The following is a 25,057-nucleotide window of genomic DNA, read 5'->3' as shown; positions in this document are numbered from 1 at the left end:
GAGGAATACCATGCTCAAAGGAATCAATCCGCTGCTCAATGCCGATGTGCTGCAGGCGCTGCGGGCGATGGGCCACGGTGACGATCTGATTATCGCCGACACCAATTTCCCGTCCGATTCGGTGGCGCGCCAGACCGTGCTTGGCCGGCTGCTGCGCGTCGATGCGTCGGCGGCCGACGTGGTCAAGGCGGTACTGTCGCTCTATCCGCTGGACACCTTCGTCGACGACGCGGCCGCGTGCATGGAGATCGTCGGCAAGCCGGACGACATTCCCGCCGTGCAGCAGGAAGTGCAAAAAGAGATCGATGCCGCCGAGGGCAAGGCCTGGCCGATGATCTCGGTCGAGCGCTACGCCTTCTACGAACGGGCCAAGAAGGCCTATTGCGTCATCCAGACCGGCGAGCGCCGCTTCTATGGCTGTTTTGCGTTCCGCAAGGGCGTCGTGCCACCGGATGCGGAGTAGCGGCATGCCGGCGAAACCGATCGTCATGAAGCCGGTTGTCATATTGGGCGTCTTCGTCGCCGATACGGCCTACCGCGCCGCCCGCCAGCCGCGCATGGGCGAGACGATCCTGGGCACGTCCTTCACGCTCGGCCCCGGCGGCAAGGGCTCGAACCAGGCGGTGGCAGCCGGCCGGCTCGGCGCCGATGTCACCTTCCTTACCCGCCTCGGGGTCGACCCCTTTGCCGATATGGCGAGACAGACCTGGTCGCAGGCCGGCGTGAAGAGCGCCGTCATCGACACGCCGGAAAGCTACACCGGTGCCGCCTATATCTTCATCGAGGAGACGAGCGGCAACAACGCCATTATCGTCAGTCCCGGTGCGGCCATGCTGATCTCGCCCGCCGATATCGAGGCAAATGCCGGCCTGATCCGCGCGGCCGGCGTCTTCGTCACCCAACTCGAACAGCCGATCGAGGCGGCGCTGCGGGCGCTGGAGATCGCGCGCGGGGCAGGGGTGACCACCATCCTCAACCCGGCGCCCGCGGCCAAGCTTCCGGACCGCATCTACACGCTTTGCGACTATGTCACGCCGAACGAGACTGAGGCCGAGGAACTGACCGGCATCAAGGTATCCTCCATCGATGATGCCCGCCGTGCCGCCGACAGCCTGCTTGAGAAGGGCGTTGGGGCAGTCATCGTGACGCTTGGCGAAAACGGTGCGCTGCTGCACACGGCCGACCGTTCCGAGCATGTCGCAGCGGTCGCCGCCGGCCCGGTGGTCGAGACCACAGGCGCTGGCGACGCCTTCAACGGCGGCCTGGCTGCCGCGCTGTCGAGGGGGATCGAACCTCTGGAAGCGGTGCGCTTCGCCTGCGCCGTCGCCGGCATCTCTGTGACGCGCCCAGGCACCGCGCCGTCCATGCCGACGCTGCAGGAAGTCGAGGCGCTGCTCGCCGAGGGGTGAGACCGTATGGGGACCAGGCTGTGGGCGAGAGCGAATGGGTTAGACTCAGCACTTGTCCGAGAAGCTGTTGTCTTAAGGCTCGGTCCACGACAGGTTGATAAGTCGATGGATGAGGATCAATCCCAGATTCGAAGCAATGAATCTGGGTTACCTCATGAACCAAGAGTTTTTGACAAATCAACGTCGACATTTCTCCGACACCAGGGGCCGTGGCCCGAAGGAGAAATGGCGCGAGTGACGGGGCTCGAACCCGCGATCTCCGGCGTCACAGGCCAGTGAAAAGCCGAAGACCATCAATATGTGGTTTCAACTCTCAGCGCTTGCGAATTGCCGGCAAAAGCGGCCAAGTTGAAACTGCCCTTTCCGACCGCCCGGGAGTAGACTGTGGATGAGCGAAACTGGGCAAATGGCAACAACCATCTAGGATGTCATCCCCCCATAGCGCAAGACAGTGCGATCCACGTTCGCTCGATGCACAGCTACGTCGGCCGCTCAGCAGCGCTCAAGGGACAAGATTTAGGGCACAAGCCAAGGCACGAATGATTTTATAAGGAAAATAATGTCTATCAAGGGGAGGAGTTATGTTCGAAAATATAACTTTAAAATTTACAGACAGTCATGACATCGTCATTCCTACAAAAGGAATTACGATATTCGTTGGGCCAAACAATTCTGGAAAGAGTCTGGTTCTTCGTGAATTTGAGTTGCTATCTCAACAAGGAGTTGATTCTACTTTCAAAGTAATTCGAGATTTCGAGGTGTATTGGCCATCAGAAAAAGAATTGGACGATGCGTTGGAGAAATTTGCGAAGTTGCAGCATCACATAGACCACCAGGCGGTATTAGGACATATAGATCCAAGGCATGGACTGCAATTTGAAAGGGTAACGTTGCTTGATTTTAAGCTGCAAGCAAAGCGCAAGGAAGATAAGACGGCATGGGCGAGACAATACGCGAGATGGGGTTTTACTCGGCTCGACGGTCGATCTCGATTTTACTTGACGGACGAAAAAGAGGCAGGAGATCTCACTTTATTTCCTCAAAACATATTGCGAAGTCTTTTTGACGACGAAAAAAGCAGGTCGAAGGTCCAAGATATTGTGTACGATGCTTTCAACGTATTCTTGACTATTGATCCGACAAAGGTTGGGTGGCTAAGGCTAAAAGTTAGCCCGGAAAAGCCAGTCGAAGATGAACAATCGTTGAATAGTTACGCACGAGAATATTTTAGGAAAGCTATCGGTATCGAGGAGACTGGAGATGGGGTGCAGGCATTTGTAGGAATCACTGCCGCCGTATTCTCGGGAGAATTTCACAGCGTCCTCATCGACGAGCCTGAAGCTTTCCTTCACCCTCCGCTGGCCAGAAAACTGGGCAGGCACCTTGCAAGGTCCGCCTTGGAGAAAAACGGAACACTCATGGCCTCAACGCACAGCCCGGATTTTCTAATGGGCTGTATTCAAGAGGCTAAGAACGTGCAAATAGTTAGACTCGAGTACGTGGATGGGAAGTCGAGAGGGAAGCTAATAAGCCCAGAGGTATTAGGAGAGTTATTAAGAAGACCATTGATGAGAAGTGCGAACGTAGTTTCATCGCTTTTCCATGATGGCGTAGTGATAACGGAATCGGACAATGATCGTGCCTTTTATTCAGAAATATACTATCGTCTTTCCGAGCAGAGCGGTGGGGCATTCCCATCCGTTCTGTTCATCAACGCTCAAAATAAGCAGACGATCAAGGACATAGTCGGTCCACTGAGAGCTTTTGGCGTTCCGGCCGCCGCCATTACAGACATAGATATCATAAAGGATGGCGGGAAGACGTGGCTGGACTGGATGGCAGCGGCGAAAGTTCCGCTAATTTTGCGAGACGGATTTTCCAACCAGAGAATAGCATTAAAGGCCAGGTTTGACGCCGGCGGCAGAGATATGAAGACAGAGGGCGGCGTCGCAATTCTATCTCCAGACGACCGGCTCGCGGCGGATCAGTTTTTTAATACTGTTGGAGACTACGGCATTTTCGTCGTTAGAGGCGGAGAACTTGAGAATTGGCTTAGCCAACTCGGCGTGCAGGGAAAGAAAACTGACTGGACAATTAACATGCTTGGCGCTTTGGGAAGTGACCCCGCCTCATCCGCATATGTCCGCCCAGAAAAGGGAGATGTATGGGGCTTTATGGCCAAGATAGCATCTTGGGTTCGAGACGCATCGCGAAAAGGCACTCCTTAATAGATCTAGAAGTGGACGATATGGGGCACGGCGGTTCGCCTGGTCAAGGGCGCCTGGCGCCGGCTACCGCGGGCTGGCCTGCACTATCGCGGTAGCCTGGGACACCCCCTTCACGCCGGTCGACGTGCGCACGCTCACACCCGCGCAGGCCGTGCAGGAATGGGCTTTCTCATCGCGCGCACCAAGAGCGGCGAGGCAGCTTTCGGCACGCTGTCGCCGCGCACGCAGCGCCTGGTGCTCGCCTATGTCGAATCGCTCGGCGTCACACTGCTCGACGATGCGCCGATCTTCCGGTCGCGCGGCTTCACGCCGGGCGCCAAGGGCAGCCGGCCGCGTGCCGGCATTCCCTACGCCAAGGATGCGCTGGTCGACGACTTCGCCGAACTGCGCACGCTGGTTTTCGGGGCAGGGGAGAAGCGGCGGCTGATGGACATGCGGCGTTCCGGCGCGGTCGAGGCCAATGCCGGCGGCGCCTCGGTCGAGGCGATCTCGGCCAAGATGGCAACTCGTTCGACGAGAACAAGGCGCTGCAGAAGACCTATATGCCGGTCAATCTCGCGGCCGTCCGCTCGGCCGATGCCTCGCGCCGCAAAGGCCGCAAATTGCTCGGCCTGGAACGCAACGAATACAAAAAGTTGAAACTCTCAGGAAAATGAAAGTTGAAACCTTTCAAGGGGCGGTAGCTAACCCCTTGAAATAAATGGCGCGAGTGACGGGGCTCGAACCCGCGACCTCCGGCGTGACAGGCCGGCACTCTAACCAACTGAGCTACACCCGCGCATGGACGAGCACGTGTCAGCCGTGTTCGTCGTTGGGGCGGTGGATAAGGGGTAAGCCACCGGGTGTCAAGCGGACCCGGACAGCATAACAGCAAACAGGAGAAGGTTTTTTGACAAGCCGAACTTTGTTGCCGAAACCGGCTCCCGGCCAAGCCACTCGTCGCTCATTTGGCCTTGCGAAGCCGATCCTAACTGCTTAAAGGTCCGGCCCGGGGCGGGCGATTAGCTCAGTTGGTAGAGCGCTTCGTTTACACCGAAGATGTCGGCGGTTCGAGCCCGTCATCGCCCACCATTTTCCTCGATGTGTTCAGTTTGGGCTACACCGCTCAAGCTGATCGCCCAGGTGAGACGCATCCGATCACTGTGCTACTCGGACTTTGGTCTGATTCAAACTGTCTTTCCGCAGGGACTTAAGTCTGATCTGCTTGCCTCTCATGAGGGAAACGATTGCCGAAAGCTACAACTTGCAGTATCTCAATTGCGTATGGGTATGGGCGGGAGCGAAAATATTCCTGGATGGCTTGCGAGTCATCTTCCGGACGATCCCGTGATCGCAGGAGATCTCGCGGATAAGATATCGAAGGAAGCTGAAAAAAACCGGCTTCCAGGCGAACGGGTTGTGAAGACAACCCGTAACGAAGAAGACACCTTCAAGAAAGAACAAGTCGAAGCTTATCCCGACGCCGCGGTTGCAGGAGTCTTTGCCAGCGGTTCATTCCTCGCCCTGTTGGTATTAGCCATTTATCTGCTTTATGTGCTCTCGATTGTGGCCGGGGGAACGGTCGCGGATGTTCCCTTGCCGCCCATACTGAACTAGTAGACGCTCCGCCAACACTCGGATTAGCCCCGCACCGTGTTGATGCTGGTGACTTTCGTGTCTGCGGTGGAGCACGCGACGAAGGTTTCGTTCCCGCGGCAAAGGTGTTCACGCGGGCAACTGGCTGCTGCAGAACAGCAGCATTGTACTTCCATAGGCCTCCCGGTTCTTTGCAACTTGGGCGATTGGCTTGTCGCAGATCAGCCTGCAATCGCCGGAGCGTGAGCAATCCGTTTCGCCACATAAACACAACGCTTCGATGAATCAGCGTCCTGCACCACCTCAAATCCAATCGCCTTGTAGAACCTTAGCGCACCATCGTTCTCCGGCATGACCTCGAGGTGGATGCCGGTCGAGCCGCTCGCGGCAAGCCCCTGCTCGAGGAAGGCCATCGCGCGCCTGCCGATGCCTTTCCCGCGCGCTTGCGGCAACAGGTCGATGTGGCCATGCGACGGATAGGCGGTCAGCGCAGGCGGAACAGCGAAATCGGGATGATGGACCCGATGCCGCGCCCAGTCGCTGCCGCGCCAGCGCGAGCTGTCGGGTCCCGGGTCTGCCACGCGCCGCTGAAGGTCGGGATACCAGTCTGATGCCAGGCTGGCATTGAAAGCGCCCGTATCGGCCGCGCCAAGCAGGTAGCCGGCCGCACCTGCGGGACTATCGATAATGAAGGCCAGCTCGGGTTCGAGCACCTGGTAGGGAATAGTGTAGAGGAGGCCGAGCAGTTCCGGGTCGTCCTCGCGGCCGCTGGCGTCCTTGCCGGCATCGCCGGTCTTGAGACAGATCATCGCAAGCGCTGCACGATCGGCGGTGGTCGCCCGGCGCAGGAAGAAACCGCCGCCGAAATCGAGGATCATGGCGGCAGCAGCCGGAAATCCTTGCCCTCGGGCAAAAGCTGCCCACCGTCGACGATGATGGTCGTGCCGGTGATGTAGCTGGCGTCGTCAGAGGCCAGGAACAGGAAGGCGTTGGCCACGTCGCGCGGGCTGCCGAGACGGCCGAGCGGGATGGCGTCTTCCATGTTCTTGATGAAGGCAGCACCGCGGTTCTGCTCTATGCCTTCAGTGAGGATGTTGCCGGGCTCGACGCCGTTGACTGTAATGCCGTAGCCCGAGAATTCGAGCGCAGCCGAACGGATCAGCCCATTGATGCCGGCCTTGGTCGCTGAATAATGGCCGTGGCCGGGGCTGGTGACATGCGGGCCGGTGATTGAGGAGGTGAACAGCATGCGGCCAAAATGCTGTGCCTTCATTGGCACCAGTGCGGCGCGAGCAGCGATGAAGCTGCCGCGCAAGTTTACCGCCATGACCCGGTCCCAGTCGTCGGGACTGGTGTTTTCCAGCAATTGCCAGGGATAGATGCCGGCATTTTGCACCATGATGTCGAGTCGGCCGTGACGGTCGAGGGCCAGCGCCACGGCGGCTTGCGCATCGGCCATCTGCGAGATGTCGGTGCGGATGAAGGCGGCACCGAGTTCGTTCGCGGTCGCTTGCCCGGCCTCGGCCTCGGTGTCGGCCAGGACCAGCTTCGCGCCCTCTTCGGCAAAACGCTGTGCGATGCCCTTGCCGATGCCACGTGCGCTGCCGACGATCAGCGCGACTTTGTCTTCCAGACGGCCGGTCATGCCAGCCTCTGGCGGATGGTTTGCTTGAAGGCGTCGAGCAGCACCGCGGCGAGGACGAGCAGGCCATGGATCACCTGGGTGAAGTTGGCCGGCAGACCCATCAAATTGATCGCCGTATTGATGGCCGAAAGCAGCAGCACGCCGGCATAGACGCCGGGCAAGGTGCCGACGCCGCCCTTCAGGCTGACGCCGCCGATGACGACCGCGGCGAAGGCATTGAACAACAGGCCGACCCCGAGATTAGCTGTCGCGCCGGAGGTGCGGATCGCCAGCAGCCAGCCGGCAAGGCCGGCGATGGCGCCGGCGAGAACGAAGGCTATGACCAGGTTGCGGTTGACGCGGATGCCGGCGCGAAAGGTCGCCGTCTCGTTGCCGCCGATCATGACCAGGTGCCTGCCGAAGGGCGTCTTGGCCATGATCAGCGAGAACACCACGAAGCACGCAATGGCGATCCAGGCAGTCAGCGGCAGGCCGCCCAGACGCTGGATTCCGAACCAGCGGATTGCCGGCGCAAGGTCCTGCGCCGAGCGGCCGCCGGAGATGACCAGCACGAGGCCGCGCACCCAGATGTAGGAGGCCAGCGTGATGATGAAGGCGCTCATCTTCACCTTGACCACCAGGTAGCCGTTGATGGCGCCGATGAGGCCGCCGACGGCAAGCGCGATGAGCAGCGAAACGGGAACCATCAGCCATTGCGGCTGCAACTGGATGCCAAGGCCGATGCCCGACGAGCAGAACAGGATGCCGACCGCCATGGCGCTGAGCGCCGCCACCGATTCGACCGACAGGTCCATATGGCCGGCGATGATGACCAGCGCCAGGCCGATCGACATGACGCCGAGCACGCTCGAGGCCTCGATAATGTTGGCGAAGATGCCGAGCTGAAAATAGTTGGGGATGAGGATGGAAAAGACCACCAGCACGAAGACCAGCATGAACCAGACGAGATTGTCGAGGATGAACTCGAGGGTTTGGCGCGTGCGGGGGTTCATCTGCGGATCCGGTTGGCGCGTCAGCCCAAAAAACCACTCGGTTCTTCGGAAAGATCAGGCGCGGTTGAAAATTACTGCAGCATTCCCGTGCGCGTCCGTTCTAACGCGCACAGCTGCAGGGCTAAGGCTCCGGGCCTGTGGCCCGGAGCGTTTGGCGAGTTGCTATTCGACCGGCTTTATGGTTTCGGTCGGCGGCTTCATGTTGCCCCAGAAGGCCGGGTTATCGACATTTTCCTTGGTGATCGCAGCGCCGGGGATCTTGATGTTTGGCCCCCAGGCTTCCTTGGTCACGGTCGACTTCAGGCCGAGCACGTCGTATTCGCCGGGCTTGATCTCCTGCTTGTTGACCACCTTGTCCATGAACATGGCGACGGCCGCGGCCTGGGCGTAGAGCGGCTGCTCGACTTCGACGTTGAGCCAGCCCTTGCGGATCAGGTCGAGGCCGACCGGAGCGCCGTTCGAACTCATCAGCATGACGTCGCCCGGTTTTTTGCCGGCAGCCTCGAGCGAGGCGACGGCAGCGACCGAAAGATGCGCGGCATGGCTGAAGATCAGGTCGATGTCGGGATTGGCGAGCATCTGGTCGGCAACGATGGTGCCGGCGTTGCTGGCCTCCCATTGCATGGCCGGCAGCGAGATGATCTTGACGTCCGGGAACGCCTTCATCTTCTCCTCGAAACCCTTCTGGATATCGAGCGTGTAGGGGTCGCCCGGATCGCCGAGCACCTGCAGGATCTTGCCCTTCACCGAGCCGTTTTTCGCGGTCAGGAGCTTTTGCGCCTGATCGGCGGCGACGTAGCCGATCTCGACGGTTCCGGCCACCGAGGTAAAGTCGGACGGGGTCGAGGTGATCTGGCGGTCGAACTCGACGACCGGGATGCCGGCGGCACGGGCGGCCTCGATCGACGGTTTCAGCGCATTGAAATCGACGGCGGCTAGGATGATCGCCGACGGCTTCAGCGCGATGACGTCGTTCATCTGGGATTGCTGAGCGTCGGTCTTGTTGTCGGCGTTCAGCGTCTTCATCTCGTAGCCGACCTGCTTCAGGAACAATTCCAGCGCGCTCACCGAGCCGGTCTGGAACTCATCGAGCAATGTCGGCACCATGTAGTAGACGGTGCCCTTGGACTGGGCGAATGCCGGCGTGAGCGTGGCAAAGGCCAGTGCCAGGATACCGAAGACGGAAAGAAGTATTTTCTTCATGTCGTTCGCTCCTCTTGCGCCGGACCCCTCATATGTCCCTCAGCTTGCCGGTCCGGCACCGGCGAGCGTCTCTCCGGTGATCATTTTGATCACCGCGTCGGGACTTGTTTTGTTGCGTGCGACGTCGCCCGCCACGACGCCTTGCCGGATCACCACGATCCGGTCGGCGACCTGGAAGGCCTGTTGCATGATATGGGTGATGATGACGACGCCGATGCCCTGGCTCGCCACCTGGCGGATCATGTCGAGGCCGCGCCGCGTCTGCTCGACGCCGAGTGCCGCGAACGGCTCGTCGAGAAGCACCAGCTTGCCGCCAAAATGCACGAATCGGTTGAGCTCGATGGCCTGCCGCTGGCCGCCGGAAAGATGCTCGACATTGGTGCGAAGCGAGGGAATGCGGGTGCCGGCGCTGGCCAGTGCCTTTTGTACCACCTGCTCCATGGCGCGCTCGTCGAGCACTGGAATGCCGAGAACCTTCCTGGTGATCTCGCGGCCCATGAAGAAATTGGCGACCACGTCGACATTGGTGCAGAGGGACAGGTCCTGGTAGACCGTCTCGATCCCCGCGGCCTTGGCCTCGGCGGGGGATTTGGCGAGGAATTCCTTGCCTTCGAACAGCATGCGGCCGGAGGTCGGCTCCAGGCCGCCGGCAATGATCTTGACCAGCGTCGATTTGCCGGCGCCGTTGTCACCCAGAAGCGCCACCACTTCGCCCTTGCCGATCGAAAAGCTGATGCCTTTCAGCGCTTCGATGGCGCCGTAATTCTTGGCTACGTTATCGAGCACCAGCAGCGGTTCGCTCATGCCGCGATCCCCTTGTTATGCAAGAGATCCCGCCCGCGTTCGCGTTCGGCGGTGAAGATCTGGCCGAAGCGTGGCGACAGCACTCCTGAGACGGCAAGCGCGGCGGCGCCGCGCAACACCGCATGCTGGCCGCCGCGCGCGACGCTGACGCGGGGCGTCGCGCGGTCGCTTCGCGCCGAGACCGAATTGGGCAGGTGCGCGGCCGCGCCGGCAAGCCTTTCGAGCAGGTCGGTGGAGGCAAGCCCGCCGAGGATGATGGTTTCGGGATCGAACAGGTTTTCGATGATGGTGACGGCGTTGCGGAAGATCGGCGCAATCTCGCTCACCCACTCGGCGTCGGCGATGTTGCGGCGCCGCAGCGCCTCGAGCGAGAGATACCGTTCGAGGCAGCCGCGATTGCCGCAGGGGCAGGGCTCGCCGCCCGGCACCGCGGGAATGTGGCCGATTTCACCGGCGTTTCCCCAGGCGCCGCGCAATGCCGCCCCGTCATGCACCATGACGCCGCCGAGACCGACGCCGAAATAAAGATAGTAATACTCGGAATATGCCGTTCCGAGGCCGTAGAGGCGCTCGCCGATAGCAGCCGCCGCCATATCGGTTTCGAAAAAGGCCGGCAGTCCGGTCGAGGCGGCCAGCCGCTCGCGCAGCGCCACATCCTTCCAGCCGGTCATGGTGGTCGGCCCGACAAAGCTCATGGACTCCACGCCGAACGGTCCGGGCAGCGCCATGCCAATGCCGAGAACGCGGCCACCGGGCCGCAATGCCGTCAATTCGAGCACCATGGCGCCGATCAGCTCGAAAGCGTGGTCGGGCGTTGCATTTGGGGCTTCGCGGTAGGTGCTCTCGATAACATCGCCGCTTAGGTTGATCAGGGCGGCATTGATGCCCAGCGGGGTGACGTGGATGCCGACGGCATAGCCGCCTTCCGGATTGATGCGCAGCGTTGCCGGTGGCAGGCCGCGCCCCTTGGGCTCTTCGCGCAGCGACAACACGTAACCGTGCTCTTCCAGCTCGCGAACGATGGTAGACACGGTCTGCACGGTGAGCCCGACCCGCCTGGCAATGTCGCCGCGGGCGATCGGTCCGTGAAGGCGGATGGATTCGAGCACGATCCGCCGGTTATACGGCCGCCCGAACTCCTGATTGGTCCCGCGCAATGCCATGCCTTGTGCCCCCGAGAGAGGCTAGACTGGCACTGAAGATTTATTCAGTCAAATGGAATTCAAAAATAAAATTGACAGCCCGTGCAGAGCGAAGCTGGCGGATGGCCGCTCAGAGGCATGGTCAATAGCGGATGGCACGGCGCTCCAGCAGAACCACGATTGCGAAGATCGCGATCGACAACGACGACGACAGCACGATCGCCGCATAGAGCCGGTCTGATTGATAGTTGAAGGTCGCCTGGATGATGAGCGCGCCGAGGCCCTTATCCGACCCGATCCACTCGCCGACGATGGCGCCGATCACGGCCGTGGCCGAAGCGATTCGTAACGAGGAGAACAGCATCGGCAATGCTCTTGGCAGGCGCAGGCTCCACAAGATCTCCCAGCGCGTGGCCGATAGCACCCGGAACAGTTCGTGCTCGTTGTCGCTGGCCGAGTTCAGCCCGCGGATCATGTTGACCAGCGTCGGGAAGAAGCAGATCACCGCCGCAATCACGATCTTCGGCGTCATGCCGAGCCCGAAGATCAGGATGATGATCGGGGACAGCGCCAGGATGGGAATGGTGTTGAAGAACAGCACGATCGGAAAATAGGCGGCCTGCAGGATGCGGCTATGCACGAACAGCACCGCCAGCAGCACACCGGCAAGGTTGCCGATGACAAATCCCGCCAGCGCCTCGATCAGCGTCGGCCAGAGATTGCTGAGCAGCAAAGCAAGACTCTTCCGGAATACGCCTGATATGGCCGTCGGCGTCGGCACGATATAGGCCGGCACGCCGAGCCATGGCAGCAGAAACTGCCAGGCGAGCAGAATCGAGGCCGCGCCAAAAACGGGCAGGGCGACGGCCAGCGCCGATGGCAAGGGCGCCTGCCTCATGAGGCCTGCTCCAGCGCGCCGCGCAGTTCGGCCATCGCGGCAACGATCGCCGGATCCTCGCGCGAACAGCGGTTGCCCTCCTGCTTGAACGGCCGGATATCGAGGTCCCTGGCCAGGCGGCCCGGATTGGTGGCGAGAACGATGACCCGTTCTCCGAGATAGGCGGCTTCGGCGATCGAATGGGTAACGAAAAGGATGGTCGCGCCGGTGCGCCGCCACAAGGACAGAAGCTCATCGTTGAGGCGGTCGCGGGTGATCTCGTCCAGCGCGCCGAAAGGCTCGTCCATCAAAAGCAGCCTGGGTTGCCCGAGCAGCGCCCGAGCGATCGCCACGCGCTGGCGCTGGCCGCCGGACAATTGGTGCGGCAGACGCTCACCGAACCCGGCAAGCCCCATCAGATCAAGCAGCTCGTCGGTTCGATCGTCTATTGTCCGGGTAAGCCGGCCTTGTCCGACATCGAGCGGCAGGCGGACGTTGTCGCGCACGGTGCGCCAGGGCAGCAGGGTCGAGTCCTGGAAGACGAAACCGACATCGCGCCGCGAACGGACAGCATGCGGTGTGTCGCCAAGCACGCTGATCGAGCCGCCGAGCGGATCGAGCAGGTCCGCGACCACACGGAGCAGGGTCGACTTGCCGCATCCCGAAGGTCCAAGGATCGACAGGAAGGAGCCGGCCTCGACCGACAGGTCGAGAGCGGAGAGCACTTTCACCATCGGCTGCCGGCCGCCATAGCCGACATCCAGCCTGCGGGCCTCGATCGCGTTCGCCATCAAGCGGCGGGCGCGTCGAGCTTGGGTCGGTCAGCGGCCGACAATTCGAGTACCTTGGTGGTGTAGACGTCGGCTGCTGCGGGCCGGCCGTTCGGGTATTGGCCGACCTTGTCCAGCAGCGCCAGCTGCTCCTCGATCGAGGCGGGGTCGAAGGTTCCCCATCCGTCCTTGGCGGTTGCACCGTCGAAGGAAAGTTTCAGCACCAGATCGATCGTCTTCTGCTCCCAGCCGAAGTCCATTTCCGGATAGGCCGCGACCATTTTCTTGACGGCTTCCTGTGGATTGGCGTGTACCCAGCCCCAGCCCTTGGCGACGGCGCCGATGAATTTCGCCAGCGTTTCCGCATGCTGTTCGATCGCGGTGTCGGTAGCGAAATAGACGTCGGCATAGGAGTTCAGCCCGAGATCGCGCACCAGAAGATCGATCCTGTCGTCGCCGACGACGCTCAGCGCCTGGGTGTTGGTGATCCATCCGCCAATCGCGTCGACGTCGCCGCGCACCAGCGGCGCCTTGTCGAAGCCGACATTGACGACGGTGACCTCGGACGGATCAATGCCGTTCTTGGCCAGGATCTCATCGATGACGAAGCGCGCCGTCGGCTGGATGCCGATCTTCTTTCCCTTGAGATCGGCCACGCCGCGGATCGGCTTGGCAGGCTTCGAGGTGAAGGCATAGGGACCGGTGCGGAAACCGCAGGCGATGATCTTCACCGGCACGCCGTTGGCACGCGCCGCGTAGAGCTGGGGTGTTTCGGAAAACTGGCCGAGTTGCGCGGCCCCCGAAATCACCGGCGGCACCGTCGCCGCATTGGGACCGCCCGGGCTGAATTCCACCTCGAGACCTACGTCCTTGAAATAGCCGTTGGCGACGGCCGCGATGTCGCCGATCTGTCCGTTGGACATCAGCCAGTCATACTGGACGACGATCTTTCCGGCAGCCCTGGCGCCGGGCGTCAGCACGAGCTGCGTTCCGGTCGAAACTGCCGCGACGGCGGCGAAGCCGGCTTTCACGAAGCTGCGGCGGTTCATGTCGTAGTCTCTGTTCCCACTCATTTTTCGCTCCTGTTGCAAGACGTTCTCGTCTCTTCATTGCGCGCCGTTCCCGTGGCGCGGCGTCGTCTACGGCTGTTCGTCGTGATAGTCGCCGGGGCCGCCGTCGAGCCAGGCGTATAATTCCCAAAGCGTGTCGTCTGGATCGGTGAAATAAGCGCAGCGCGCGTTCCAGACATAATCCTCCGGCGGGCCGTAGAAGGGCACGCCCTTGGCTGCCAGTTCGTCATGGAGCCGGTCGATCTGGCCGGGCGCGTCTAGCCTGACCGCCACGCAGACCTTGTGTGCGTGGCGCGGCGACCTCAACTTCGAGACGCCGGTGTGCCGGTTGATGTGATCGATCTCCCATGCCGCCAGCGTGACGCCCTCGCCATGGAAGTCGGCAAAGCCCTCGGCGCGGCGCCGCAGGCGAAAGCCGAGTTTCTCGACGTAGAATTCAACCGTCCGCTCGATGTTTTCGACGAGCAGGCAGACGTCCGAAATCGCATAGGCGCCTCCGAGCGGCATGGCTACTTCCCTGTGCTGTGCGCGGCGCGCGATGCCGGCAGCTTGACGCCGACGCGGTCGGCGGCGCCGACGATGTGGGCGCGCATCGCCGCCTCGGCGGCCGTGGGGTCGCCCGCGACCAGCGCCTCGTAGATGCGCACATGCTCCCCGACATTGACTTCGACCAGGTCGTGCAGCGGATTGGTGAGGCGCGCGTAGTGGATCGAGCGGCGGATCTGCTCGCAAACGAAGGAAATAAAGGTGTGGATGTAATTGTTGCCGGTCGCCCGCGCGATCTCGCGATGAAACAAAAGGTCGGCGTCGATGCTGCCTTCTTCCCAGCGCTCCTCGCCGCTCATCCGGTCTAGCGCCGCCTTGATTGCGTCGAGGTGCTCCTGCCCGCGCCGTTCGGCGGCGAGCGCGGCTGACTCGGCTTCCAGTATGCAACGCAGCTCGAACAGCCGTTCCATATTCCCGGTCGCTTTCAGCGCCTCGCCATCGATGCGGATCGACGCGCGCTGCTCCGGCGCCAGCACGAAGGCACCGACGCCTTGCCGGGCTTCGATCATGCCATCGGCCCTGAGTTGAGCGATCGCCTCGCGCACCACATTGCGACTGACGCCGAATTTTTCCGAGAGCTGCTGCTCGGTCGGCAGCCGCGTGCCCGGATTGAGCTCGCCGGATTCGATCTCGCGGCTGAGGAACGCGGCAACGCGATGCGGCAGCGCCTCCACCGTGCCGATAGCGGCCAGTCTTTGCTTCATGGAAAGGTCTCCGTCGATGGCAGAAGGCAGCCGGGATTCATTGATCCCTGAGGGTCCATCGTTGTTTTGAGGGCCGTGATGAGCCGGCGATGGGCAGGCGCCAGGCCGGCCCAGAAAGTGCGATGACGGGTGCGGCCGATACCGTGCTCGGCGCTGATCGAGCCGCCAAGCGCGCCGACGATCTGGTAGAGCCCGGCGGTGATCTCCGCGCCCTGGGCACGAGCTTCACCCTCGGCTAGCCCAGGCGGTGGCAGGACGTTGAAATGGATGTTGCCGTCGCCGGCATGGCCATAGGCCTGCGGCAGCCAACCGGGATGTTCCAGCGCCACGAATTGGCGGGCCTGACCGATGAGGGCAGGGATGTCCGATATCCTGACCGCAAGGTCGGTGCGCACATGGTAGCCGCGTCTTGCCTGGCCCTCGACCAAGCCCTCGCGAATGGCCCAGAACGCCCTGGCTTGCGCGATGCTTTCAGCAAGAACGGCGTCGGCAACCAGACCGCTCTCCATCGCTCCGGCCAGGAAATCGACCAGCATGGAGCGCAGATCGACCGCAGCACTTGCGGAGAGTTCCATCAGCACGTGGACGGGAGCTTCGACCGGCGAAACGATATCGGCATCGATCAAGCGCGCGAGGTCGATGCACTCCGAACCAATGATCTCGAAGGCAGAAATCAGATCGGATGAGGCCCGGCGAGCCTGCCGGAACAAGGTGATTGCCGCTTCGAACGAGGCGAGACCGAGATAGGCGGTCTCGACCCGGGCCGGTTTCGGAAACAGCTTGAGCTCGACTCCGGTGATGATGCCGAGAGTTCCTTCGCTGCCGATGAAGAGTTGCTTCAGGTCGTAACCGCGATTGTCCTTGCGCAGGCCGGAAAAGCCGCTCCACAATTCGCCGTCGGGCAGGACGACTTCGAGGCCGAGGATGAGATCGCGCGCCATGCCATAGCGCAGCACGTTGGTGCCGCCGGCATTGCTGGCCGCATTGCCGCCGATCTGGCAGCTTCCCTGCGCGCCGAGCGCCAGCGGAAACAGGCAATCCTGTGCCTCTGCCGCATCCTTGATGTGCTGCAGGATGCAGCCGGCGTCGGCCTGCAGGATGAAATTGTCGGCGTCGACGAGACGGATGCCGTTCAACCGCTCCAGGCTGACGACCACCGCGCCACGGCTGTCGATGTCGATTGCGCCCGCCACCAGCCCTGTGTTCCCGCCCTGCGGGATGATTCCGAGCCCGAGCGTATCGCAGAGTCGCACCACAGCCTGGACTTCGCTGACGGAAGCAGGCTTCAGCACCGCAAGGGCTCCGCCGCGATTATCCGCGGACCAGTCCAAGAGGTATTTCGCCATGCCGCCAGCGTCGGCGGCCACGCCGCTTTGTCCGACGGCGCCCTCCAGGGCGTTCAGAATTTCAGGCGGGATACCATGAACGGACATTACAAGCCTGTTGGGCCAAGGGATAGGCTTATACATATCATCCTACAACTGCGTCGAAGTCAACGCTGTGAGGCACAAGCCCTCAAGGGCTGGAGGCGAAATGTTTGCTGGGAGAAGAGAGCGGAGGGCGATCGCCCGAGGATACTTAGGCGAGGCCGCCTTGGTGTGGCTGCGCCAGCCGATGCCGGTCAATTGATGGGAGCAGCCCGGCTCTACAGATACCGCTCGACTTTCTTGCCGACCGTCAGAAACCGCAGCGGATCGATCGCCTCGCCATTGTGGCGGACCTCGTAGTGCAGATGCGGGCCGGTCGAGCGGCCGCTGTTGCCGGTCTTGCCGATGACGTCTCCGGCATCGAGCTTCTGGCCGACGGCGACGTCGATTTCGCTGAGATGCCCGTAACGCGTCACAAAACCGTTGCCGTGGTCGACCTCGATCACGCGGCCGTAGCCGCCGTTCCAGCCGGCCTTGACGACCAAGCCGGCTGCCGTGACCTTGGCTGGCATACCGACCGGCGCCCTGAAATCCATGCCGGAATGCAAGGCGGCCGTGCCGAGGATGGGGTCGGTGCGCACGCCGAATGGGCTGGTGACGCTGCGGCCGGGGGCGGGGTTGGCGAGCGGCAGCCGGCGCGCTTCCTTTTTAAGATGATCCAGCGCGTCAAGCGCTTCGTCCAACTCTTTGACTTTGCTATCGAAGGCCAACGAGCTGTCGAGTGGTATCAGCGGGCCGCCGACGTCGCTCTTTTCGAATTCGCTGTCGACCGGCAGGCCGGCGGCCTCGAGTGCCTGCGAGATCGCGTCGGCGCTCTTGTAGGCATTGTCGGCCAGTGTGGCGATGCGGGTGAGCTGCTGGCTCTCGATGGCCTTCAGCGAATTGTTGATCGAAACGAAGAGCTTGTCTGCCCGGTCGGCCGCGCTTTCGCTCGGCAGCGGATCGGCGCGGGTCGACCACAGCGAGAACGGCCTGGTGTCGTTGCTGGCAAGGGGGGCGGCAAGGCTGGCGACAGTATACGCCGTCGGCTGGATGCTGCCGGTCGCGTCGGCATGTTCGTCCGGCTTTGCCGCCGGCACGGGCGGCGTTGCGATCTCGGTTTCGGCTCGTTCGAGGATCGGGCCGAGACGGCCGTGACGCAGGCTGAGCTGGCTCTGCCGTTCCAGCAGCTCGCTGACCTTGGTTTCCATCAGCTGCTGATCGAGTAGCTGGCGGCTGGTGATGCGGTCGACCTGGCTGCGCAGTGCCGAGATGCGGTCTTCGTAGGCCTGCTGCATGCGCGCCTGCCGCGCCGTCGTGGCGCCGATCAGATCGTCGCGCAGCACCAGATAGGAGGTCGCCAGCAGGTAGCCGATGACGATCGCCGCCAGCGCCGAGCCGCAAAATGCCGCAAGCCACGGGCGTATGGTGAAATGCCTTATCTGGTCGCCCCGGGCGATGATGACCGTGTGGGGCTCTTTGCGTCTGCCGAAGACCGCTGACTGACTGGCTACGTTCACGGGACCAAGCTTTCGTTACGACACCAACGACGAGCCTGATTACACATTATTAGGGTTAACAAAGTTTTGCCGGATCGAACGACAACCAAAGGTCTTCGCGCAAAACGGGCATCGAATTGCAGCGGCCTGGCGCAGCTCTCAAAGAGCGTGAACCGCCTCCAGCACCTCTTCGGCGTGCCCCTTGACGCGGACGTTGCGCCAGATCCTGGCGATGCGTCCGTCCCGGCCTATCAGGAACGTCGCCCGCTCGACGCCCATATAGGTGCGGCCGTAGAGCTTCTTTTCCACCCACAAATGGTAAGCCTCGATCACTTTGCGCTCTTCGTCGGCGACAAGGTTGACGCTCAGATCGTATTTCGCCTTGAATTTGTCGTGTTTCTTGACGCTGTCCGGCGAGAGCCCGATGACGACAGCGCCGGCCTTTTCGAACTCCGGCTTCAACTGCGAAAAGCCGATCGCCTCGTTGGTGCAGCTTGTGGTGTCGTCCTGTGGGTAGAAATAGAGTACGATGGGTTTTCCCAGCAATACGGCGAGGCTGAGTGAACCGCCGCCGTCGCGCGGAAGATCGAACTGCGGCGCAACATCGCCCACGTCGAGGTCAGCCATACCGATGCCCTTGTTTGAGGTTACGCGCCAGGCTGCACCGATATAATGTCGAGCGGGGATTCGTCCACGATCGAATTCGTTTCAACGGAAGATTGCGTGGATCAGGAGCTACCGCAGCACGAGAAGATCAGGTTCAGGCGTGACGAGATCACCGACCTGGGAACCTTTCCGTCCGCGTGCCGCGTCCCGCCGCTCGGCCAGGCGTCGATCGGTCGCGGCGTCCGTTTGATGGCGCGGCTGTTTGCCGGCCTTGTCGCCCTTGTGCTGCTGGCTGCCGCCGGCGTCTACGCGATCGGCGTGTCCGGCTTCGGCTCGGAGCGGCTTCGCGCGGAAGCCGAAGCGGCAATCGAGAAATTGGCCGGCTTCGATGTCGACGTTGCCGTCGGGCCGGCACGGCTGACGCTTGACGGGTCGAGCTTCATTGCGCTGCAGGTCAGCGACGTCAGCCTCAAGACCGCCGACGGAAAACCGATGGCCGATGCAGGCCGGGTCCGCTTCGGCATCCGGCTGATCCCGTTGCTTTCGGGCGAGGTACGGCTGACCAGCGCCCGGATTTCCGACGCGCACATCGTCATGGCGGCAATGCCGTCCGGCGGCGACTGGACGGCCGAGCTGCGCAACCAGGACGGCCTCATCGATCCGGAAAAACTTTCCGCCGCCGTCTTCGCCAACCTCAACCGCGCGCTCGACGCGGTGCGCGAGGATTCGATGCGCCAGATCGATCTGCGCAACGTCGAACTGGCACTGCCCGAGACCGGATCGGTCAAGTCGGTCACCATCGCCGACGCTTCCGTCTCGCAGTCGGGACCGGGAAGCATGGAGTTTTCATCCGACGCGGATGTCGACGGCAGGGCGCTTACCATCGCCGCTTCCGCCACCCGCGATCCGGCGACGCGACGCATCACCACGCTGGACGCCAGCATCCAGGCGGCGGACGCCGACGCTGCGGCGGCAGGCGGCAAATTGGGTGCGATCGCCTTGAAGCTGGCGGGGTCGGAAGGGACCGGCGACAACGGTTCGCGGCTGACCGCTGCCCTGTCACTGACCGGATCGGTGCTCGATCTCGGTTCGCGCGGCCTGCTTCCGGCCGACATCGATCTCGATGCAACACTCGTCGCCGGGTCGAACAAGATCCAGGTCGACAGTTTGCTGGTGAAAACCGGCCGCTCGACCTTCGATTTCGCCGGTTCGATCGGGCCGAAGCCGGCTACCGGCGCAGCGGGCGAGGAGCCATCCTATCGTTACGACCTGACCAGCGACGGTTCGACCCTGGCGCCTTCCGATTCGCCGGAGCCGGCACTCAGCTTCATTGCCCGTATCGCCGGCGTCTACCAGCCGACCAGCCAAAAGCTGGTCGCCGAGCAGATCGGCGTCCGGTCCGGACCGGGCAGCGAAGTGCTGGGCACGGCTTCGGTTTCATTCGTCGCCAACCAGGCGCCGGGCATATCGGTCGCGCTCAATGTCCACGACATGCCGGTCTCGCACGTCAAGCAATTATGGCCATGGTTTTCGGCGCGCAATGCCAGGCTGTGGGTGCTTAAGAACCTGTTCGGCGGCCGCGTCGTCGATGGCAGCCTGCAGTTCCAGGTCGTGCCCGGACGGCTCGGCAACGGCGTGCCGCTTTCCGCCGATGAAGTGTTCGGCCGATTCCAGGTCGAAGGATCGCGCTTCGACACGGCCGGCCGCATTCCGCCGATCCGCGATGCCGTTGGCGTCGTCGGCTTCCACGGCAACGACGTCGACGTCGCGCTGTCGTCGGGCAGCGTCTATATGCCGAGCGGCCGCACGGTGGCGGCGAGCAACGGCACGCTCACCGTAAAGGCAGCGAACCATCCGCCGGTGATCGGCGCGCTCGACATCGATGTCGCCGGCGAGGCGCCGGCAATCGCCGAGCTGGCATCGTTTGACCCGATCAACGCCATGCGCCATGTCGGCCTGCTGCCGGACGACCTGTCCGGCACGGTGACCGGCCACGTCAAGGCCGATATTCCGCTGCAGTCCGGTGTCGACTCTTCCAAACTCGATTGGCTGGTGGCGCTCGACTACAAGGACCTGTCGCTGGGCAAGCCGTTCGAGGGCCAGACGGTCAGCCATGCCGACGGCTCGATCACGGTCGCGCCCGACCGGGCGGTGATCTCGGCGAAGGCGCTGCTCAACGGCATTCCGGCCGAGCTCGACCTGATCGAGCCGCTCAGGGATGGCGGCCCGCCGCGCAGTCGTAAAGTGGCGCTGGTGCTCGACGACAAGACGCGCGCCACCGCCATGCCTGGCCTGTCGACGCTGCTTTCCGGAACCATCAAGGTGGCGATCGACAAGAGTGGCACCGGCAACCAGAACGTGTCGGCCGACCTGACCAATGCCAGGCTGGACATCCCCTGGGCCGGCTGGAGCAAGGGGCCTGGCATTCCCGCCAAGGTCGTCTTCGCCATGGCGAAGACCGGCGACACCACGACGCTCTCCAATTTCGAACTCGACGGCAAGACCTTTTCCATCGACGGCGGCGCGGTGCTGGTCAAGGGCGCCTTGTCCTCGGCCCGGTTCAGCAAGGTCACCTTGAACAGGGGCGACGACGTCGCCGTCTCGGTGAAGCGGTCGGGCAGGGCCTATGCGGTCGAGGTCAGCGGCAGCGCGCTGGACGCACGCTCGCTGATCAAGCAATTCACGTCCGATGTCGATACCGCCACCAAGACCACCGGCGTCGATGCGATCTCGGTCAGCGCCGACGTCAGCTCCCTGACCGGCTTCCACGACGAGGTGCTGTCGAATTTGAAGCTCGACTACAGCGCCGCCGGCTCCCGGGTGAACGGGCTCAAGGTGAGCGCCACGGCAAGTTCGGGAGCCGCCATCACCATCAGCAACACGACCGGCGGCGGCCTGCGCACGCTCAACATGAAGTCTGCCGACGCCGGCGCCATACTGCGCTTCCTCAACATCTACGAGCATATGGAAGGCGGCTCGATCACGCTGGCGCTGACCGGGGCCGGCGACGGGCCGATGAAAGGCCAGGTCGACGCCAAGAACTTCTATATCGTCAACGAGCCGAAGCTCGCCTCGATCGTGTCGACGACGCCGGCCGGCGACAACCGCAGCCTCAACGAGGCGGTCAAAGGCAATCTCGACACGTCGAGGGTGAAGTTCGAGCGCGGTTTCAGCGAGATCGATAAGGGCAGCGGCTATCTCAAGCTGCGCAACGGCGTGCTGCGCGGCTCGCGCATCGGCACCACCTTCCAGGGCACGCTCTACGACCAGAACAACAATATGGACATGACCGGCACGTTCATGCCGGCCTACGGCGTAAACCGCATCTTCGGCGAACTGCCGCTGATCGGCGCACTGCTCGGCAACGGCCGCGACCGCGGCCTGATCGGCGTCACCTACAGGCTCAAGGGCAACGCCAACAAGCCGAACCTGGAGGTCAATCCGCTATCGGTGATAGCGCCCGGGATTTTCAGGTCGATCTTCGAGTATCGGTGAGGCGGGTAGGGTAGGCGGGTGGCGCCAAAAAGGCCGGGTGAAGTGCTGTTCAGCGTAGCACCGCCTAGAGGTAACGGCATGGATCCTAGGGTCTCCGCGACGTCGCTTCGCTCCTGCTTCGCCCTAGGATGACGAAGCGAGGGGAGACTTCAGCGAATCTCGAAGGTCGCGTTTGCCATCGGCCGCCACGCGACCGCCTCGCTCTCCGACATCCGCGACTAGCCTTGAGCCACCATGCCTTCGTCATCCTAGGGCGCAGCAGGAGCGAAGCGACGTCGCGGAGACCCTAGGATCCATGCCGTTACAGTTGCCGAGGAATGCAGCGATCCATTGCTTGTGCCCGTCGCCGGCTCGGTCTCACCTGAGCCTCAGCAGAGGTCAGACCGGCCGTACCAGAATGACCTTCTTCTTTCCCAACTGAACTTTGAATGCTCCGGTGTTTTCGTACAGGTCGGTCCACAAGACAATTTCGTTCGGGTCGGTGACGACCCTGTCATTGATTCGTAGAGCACCTTCCGCCATCTTGCGCCGAGCTTCCGAATTGGACGGCACAAGTCCCGACGCGACGGCAATTGCTGCATTCGACCTGCCAAATTGCCATTTGTCATCCTGTCCTTTGTCGATGGTTACTGTCGGCAATGACTCGGTTGACTGACCTCTTTCGAAAAGCGCTTCTGCCGTCCTAGCTGCCTCCTCCGCCGCCTCGCGGCCATGCAGCATGGCGGTGATTTCGGTGGCGAGGATCTTCTTGGCTTCGTTGATCTCCGAGCCGCCGAGCCGTTCGAGGCGTGCGACCTCGGCGAGTGGCAGGGTCGTGTAAAGCTTCAGGAAACGGCCGACATCGGCATCCTCGGTGTTGCGCCAGTATTGCCAGAACTCGTACGGGCTCAGCATCTCCGCATCGAGCCAGACCGCGCCCGAGGCCGACTTGCCCATCTTGGCGCCGGAGGAGGTGGTGAGCAGCGGCGTCGTCAGCGCATAAAGCTGCGCGCCTTCCATGCGATGGCCGAGATCGATGCCGTTGACGATGTTGCCCCACTGGTCGGAGCCGCCCATCTGCAGCCGGCAGCCGAGACGCTTGTAGAGCTCGACGAAGTCATAGGCCTGCAGGATCATGTAGTTGAATTCGAGGAACGACAGCGACTGCTCGCGGTCCAGCCGGAGCTTGACCGAATCGAAGGCCAGCATGCGGTTGACCGAAAAATGCCGGCCGACATCGCGCAGGAAATTGACGTAGTTGATGTCCATCAGCCAGTCGGCATTGTTGATCATGACGGCGTCGTTCGGGCCGCTGCCGAATTTGAGGTAGGGCGTGAAGTTGCGGCGGATGCCGGCGAGATTGTCCTCTATATCCTGCGGCGTCAAAAGCTTGCGCGCCTCGTCCTTGAACGACGGATCGCCGATCATCGAGGTGCCGCCGCCCATCAGCGCGATTGGCCGGTGGCCGGTCTGCTGCAGCCAGTAAAGCATCATGATCTGGATCAGCGACCCGGCATGCAGGCTCCTGGCGGTGGCGTCGAAGCCGATATAGGCGCTCACCGTTTCCGTGGCGAAAAGCTGGTCGAGGGCGGCATCGTCCGAGGTCTGGTGGATGAAACCGCGCTCGCTCATCGTGCGCAGGAAATCGGATTTGAAGGCGGACATTTTTCTTTCCCGAAAGGCTTCCGGCCGAATGCGGCTCGGGTATGCATGAAGGCGGGCGTTTAGCACTCAAGCGCGATCAGCAAAAGTGGAATCCGATTTTGCGACACCCTCTTGCCTTCTCCCCTTGTGGGAGAAGGTGGATTGGCGCGCAGCGCCAAGACGGTTGAGGGGTGCTGGACGGAGTGCAGGTGATGCCAAGCTGGAACACCCCTCATCCGACCGCGCTTCGCGCGGCCACCTTCTCCCACAAGGGGAGAAGGGAGAACCCCAAGCGTGCGGCCTGCTTGCGTCATCGTTTCGGCTGGCGTAATGAGGCGCCGCCAACGGGTCTCATCCGCTGGACCGCACGGCATCGATCGAATGCCATATCCTATGACAGAGTCGAGATGCCGGAGATATCCATCGTCATTCCTTGCCGGAACGAGGCGGCGAACCTGCCGCTTCTGCTCGACGAGATCGGCGCCGCGATGGCCGGGCGCGACTTCGAGGTCATCGTCGTCGATGACGGCTCAACCGACGATACCCCTTCGGTGCTCGCCGCCCAGGCAGCGCTTCGCGCGTTCCCGCTGCGCCATCTCAGGCATGCGAAATCCGCTGGCCAGTCGCTCTCGGTGCGTTCGGGCGCCTGGGCGGCGCGCGGCGATATCGTCGCCACCATCGACGGCGACGGCCAGAACGACCCCGGCTATATCCCAGTGTTGATTGACGCGCTCCGGCAGGCTGGTCCAGATGTCGGGGCCGCGCAGGGACAGCGTCTGAAGCGCCGCGACAGCAAGATTAAGCAGCTGGCGTCGCGTTTCGCCAACGGACTGAGAAAGGCCATCCTGCACGACGAGACGCGGGATACCGGCTGCGGCCTCAAGGCGATCCATACCGACATTTTGCGGAAATTGCCGTTCTTCGACGGCACCCACCGCTTTGTTCCGGCGCTGGTCATCCAGGAGGGCTACCGCGTCGTCCATTGCGACGTCGTCGACCGCTCCCGCCGTCACGGCAAATCGAATTACGGCATCTTCGATCGCGGCCTGCAGGGCGTGCTTGATCTTGCCGGCGTCTGGTGGCTGCGCCGCAGGCGCCGCAGAATGCCCAAAGTAGAGGAAATCAGGCATGGGTAACGTGCTTCAGGAATTGGCGACCTGGCTTCACGATGTTTTCGTCAAGCAATTCGATGCCTGGGTTCTGCTTGGCTTCGTCGCCCAGTTCTTCTTCACCATGCGCTTTCTGGTGCAGTGGGTAGCGTCGGAAAAGGCCAAGCGCAGCGTCGTGCCGATCGCCTTCTGGTTCTTTTCGCTGTTCGGCGGCGGCCTGCTGCTGATCTACGCCATCCAGCGTCAGGATCCGGTGTTCATCGCCGGCCAGGCCATGGGCCTGTTGATCTATATCCGCAATCTCTGGCTGATCGCCAACGAGCGCAAGGCGGCGATGACCAAGGTCGATTGAGC

The 25,057-nt window shown here is 62.3% G+C and carries 23 protein-coding genes and 2 tRNA genes; 9 read left to right on the top strand and 16 right to left on the bottom strand.

Annotated elements, in window-relative coordinates:
- Window positions 1-10: 10 nt before the first annotated feature.
- The 4 genes from NKI97_RS14985 to NKI97_RS14970 all read left to right on the top strand — a co-directional run bounded on the left by NKI97_RS14985 (window position 11) and on the right by NKI97_RS14970 (window position 4,276).
- Window positions 11-463: an RbsD/FucU family protein gene (locus NKI97_RS14985; RefSeq protein ID WP_352834925.1), complete on the top strand. Its 453-nt coding sequence runs from the start codon at window positions 11-13 to the stop codon at window positions 461-463.
- Window positions 464-467: 4 nt separating this feature from the next.
- Window positions 468-1,409 (top strand): ribokinase, encoded by a 942-nt coding sequence (gene rbsK, locus NKI97_RS14980; protein ID WP_352449356.1) that lies wholly within the window; start codon window positions 468-470, stop codon window positions 1,407-1,409.
- A gap of 581 nt (window positions 1,410-1,990) precedes the next feature.
- Window positions 1,991-3,637 carry an ATP-dependent nuclease gene (locus NKI97_RS14975; RefSeq protein ID WP_352834922.1) on the top strand — a complete coding sequence of 549 codons (1,647 nt, stop codon included), beginning with the start codon at window positions 1,991-1,993 and terminating at the stop codon, window positions 3,635-3,637.
- A gap of 159 nt (window positions 3,638-3,796) precedes the next feature.
- Window positions 3,797-4,276, top strand: a complete 480-nt coding sequence (locus tag NKI97_RS14970; protein WP_352834919.1) for a hypothetical protein — start codon at window positions 3,797-3,799, stop codon at window positions 4,274-4,276.
- A gap of 62 nt (window positions 4,277-4,338) precedes the next feature.
- Here NKI97_RS14970 and NKI97_RS14965 read toward each other — a convergent pair.
- Window positions 4,339-4,415, bottom strand: a tRNA-Asp gene (locus tag NKI97_RS14965).
- A gap of 217 nt (window positions 4,416-4,632) precedes the next feature.
- Between NKI97_RS14965 and NKI97_RS14960 the strand changes: the two genes are divergently transcribed.
- Together NKI97_RS14960 and NKI97_RS14955 are read left to right on the top strand one after the other, a co-directional pair.
- Window positions 4,633-4,708: transfer RNA gene (locus tag NKI97_RS14960), tRNA-Val, on the top strand.
- Between the two features lie 186 nt (window positions 4,709-4,894).
- The gene (locus tag NKI97_RS14955; protein WP_352636885.1) at window positions 4,895-5,233 is read left to right on the top strand and encodes a hypothetical protein; all 339 of its coding nucleotides are present in this window, start codon (window positions 4,895-4,897) and stop codon (window positions 5,231-5,233) included.
- A gap of 200 nt (window positions 5,234-5,433) precedes the next feature.
- Here NKI97_RS14955 and NKI97_RS14950 read toward each other — a convergent pair whose 3' ends face one another.
- From NKI97_RS14950 to NKI97_RS14885, 14 genes are all read right to left on the bottom strand, one after another.
- On the bottom strand, window positions 5,434-6,090 hold the full coding sequence (locus NKI97_RS14950; RefSeq protein ID WP_352834917.1) for a GNAT family N-acetyltransferase: 657 nt from the start codon (window positions 6,088-6,090) through the stop codon (window positions 5,434-5,436).
- Complete coding sequence (locus NKI97_RS14945; RefSeq protein ID WP_352834914.1) at window positions 6,087-6,857, bottom strand: SDR family oxidoreductase; 771 nt, start codon at window positions 6,855-6,857, stop codon at window positions 6,087-6,089. Before NKI97_RS14945 ends, NKI97_RS14950 begins: the two co-directional genes overlap by 4 nt.
- On the bottom strand, window positions 6,854-7,849 hold the full coding sequence (locus NKI97_RS14940; protein ID WP_352449360.1) for an ABC transporter permease: 996 nt from the start codon (window positions 7,847-7,849) through the stop codon (window positions 6,854-6,856). The genes NKI97_RS14945 and NKI97_RS14940 overlap by 4 nt, the downstream gene beginning before the upstream one ends.
- Before the next feature lie 162 nt (window positions 7,850-8,011).
- Window positions 8,012-9,052, bottom strand: coding sequence for a sugar ABC transporter substrate-binding protein (locus tag NKI97_RS14935; RefSeq protein ID WP_352449361.1), 1,041 nt, complete (start codon window positions 9,050-9,052; stop codon window positions 8,012-8,014).
- A 39-nt stretch (window positions 9,053-9,091) separates the two neighbouring features.
- Window positions 9,092-9,856, bottom strand: coding sequence for an ATP-binding cassette domain-containing protein (locus NKI97_RS14930; protein ID WP_352449362.1), 765 nt, complete (start codon window positions 9,854-9,856; stop codon window positions 9,092-9,094).
- Window positions 9,853-11,019 (bottom strand): ROK family transcriptional regulator, encoded by a 1,167-nt coding sequence (locus tag NKI97_RS14925; RefSeq protein ID WP_352449363.1) that lies wholly within the window; start codon window positions 11,017-11,019, stop codon window positions 9,853-9,855. Before NKI97_RS14925 ends, NKI97_RS14930 begins: the two co-directional genes overlap by 4 nt.
- Window positions 11,020-11,140: 121 nt before the next feature.
- On the bottom strand, window positions 11,141-11,896 hold the full coding sequence (locus NKI97_RS14920; protein ID WP_352746424.1) for an ABC transporter permease: 756 nt from the start codon (window positions 11,894-11,896) through the stop codon (window positions 11,141-11,143).
- Window positions 11,893-12,666 (bottom strand): ABC transporter ATP-binding protein, encoded by a 774-nt coding sequence (locus NKI97_RS14915; protein WP_352449364.1) that lies wholly within the window; start codon window positions 12,664-12,666, stop codon window positions 11,893-11,895. The genes NKI97_RS14920 and NKI97_RS14915 overlap by 4 nt, the downstream gene beginning before the upstream one ends.
- Window positions 12,666-13,694, bottom strand: coding sequence for an ABC transporter substrate-binding protein (locus tag NKI97_RS14910; protein WP_352835131.1), 1,029 nt, complete (start codon window positions 13,692-13,694; stop codon window positions 12,666-12,668). Before NKI97_RS14910 ends, NKI97_RS14915 begins: the two co-directional genes overlap by 1 nt.
- A 90-nt stretch (window positions 13,695-13,784) precedes the next feature.
- Window positions 13,785-14,222: a VOC family protein gene (locus NKI97_RS14905; protein ID WP_352834910.1), complete on the bottom strand. Its 438-nt coding sequence runs from the start codon at window positions 14,220-14,222 to the stop codon at window positions 13,785-13,787.
- Between the two features lie 2 nt (window positions 14,223-14,224).
- Window positions 14,225-14,965: a FadR/GntR family transcriptional regulator gene (locus tag NKI97_RS14900; RefSeq protein WP_352449366.1), complete on the bottom strand. Its 741-nt coding sequence runs from the start codon at window positions 14,963-14,965 to the stop codon at window positions 14,225-14,227.
- A complete protein-coding gene (locus NKI97_RS14895; protein ID WP_352834907.1) occupies window positions 14,962-16,398 on the bottom strand; it encodes an FAD-binding oxidoreductase in 1,437 nt (478 codons plus the stop codon). Before NKI97_RS14895 ends, NKI97_RS14900 begins: the two co-directional genes overlap by 4 nt.
- Window positions 16,399-16,610: 212 nt before the next feature.
- A complete protein-coding gene (locus NKI97_RS14890; protein WP_352834904.1) occupies window positions 16,611-17,891 on the bottom strand; it encodes a M23 family metallopeptidase in 1,281 nt (426 codons plus the stop codon).
- A gap of 138 nt (window positions 17,892-18,029) precedes the next feature.
- Window positions 18,030-18,497 carry a peroxiredoxin gene (locus NKI97_RS14885; RefSeq protein WP_352449369.1) on the bottom strand — a complete coding sequence of 156 codons (468 nt, stop codon included), beginning with the start codon at window positions 18,495-18,497 and terminating at the stop codon, window positions 18,030-18,032.
- A gap of 96 nt (window positions 18,498-18,593) precedes the next feature.
- On the opposite strand from NKI97_RS14885, the gene NKI97_RS14880 reads away from it, so the two are divergent.
- Window positions 18,594-21,971, top strand: a complete 3,378-nt coding sequence (locus NKI97_RS14880; RefSeq protein WP_352834902.1) for a hypothetical protein — start codon at window positions 18,594-18,596, stop codon at window positions 21,969-21,971.
- Between the two features lie 378 nt (window positions 21,972-22,349).
- Here the strand turns inward: NKI97_RS14880 and tyrS are convergent, their stop codons facing one another.
- Window positions 22,350-23,615 carry a tyrosine--tRNA ligase gene (gene tyrS, locus NKI97_RS14875; protein WP_352702527.1) on the bottom strand — a complete coding sequence of 422 codons (1,266 nt, stop codon included), beginning with the start codon at window positions 23,613-23,615 and terminating at the stop codon, window positions 22,350-22,352.
- Between the two features lie 386 nt (window positions 23,616-24,001).
- On the opposite strand from tyrS, the gene NKI97_RS14870 reads away from it, so the two are divergent.
- Both NKI97_RS14870 and NKI97_RS14865 read left to right on the top strand, forming a co-directional pair.
- The gene (locus tag NKI97_RS14870; protein ID WP_352717322.1) at window positions 24,002-24,730 is read left to right on the top strand and encodes a glycosyltransferase family 2 protein; all 729 of its coding nucleotides are present in this window, start codon (window positions 24,002-24,004) and stop codon (window positions 24,728-24,730) included.
- The gene (locus NKI97_RS14865) at window positions 24,723-25,055 is read left to right on the top strand and encodes a lipid-A-disaccharide synthase N-terminal domain-containing protein (RefSeq protein ID WP_023674681.1); all 333 of its coding nucleotides are present in this window, start codon (window positions 24,723-24,725) and stop codon (window positions 25,053-25,055) included. Before NKI97_RS14870 ends, NKI97_RS14865 begins: the two co-directional genes overlap by 8 nt.
- Window positions 25,056-25,057 lie beyond the last annotated feature (2 nt).

The organism is Mesorhizobium sp. M0296, from assembly GCF_040321675.1.
GTDB lineage: Bacteria > Pseudomonadota > Alphaproteobacteria > Rhizobiales > Rhizobiaceae > Mesorhizobium.
The sequence above is the reverse complement of the archived record's forward strand: the minus strand, read 5'-3'. Positions and strand labels throughout refer to the sequence as shown.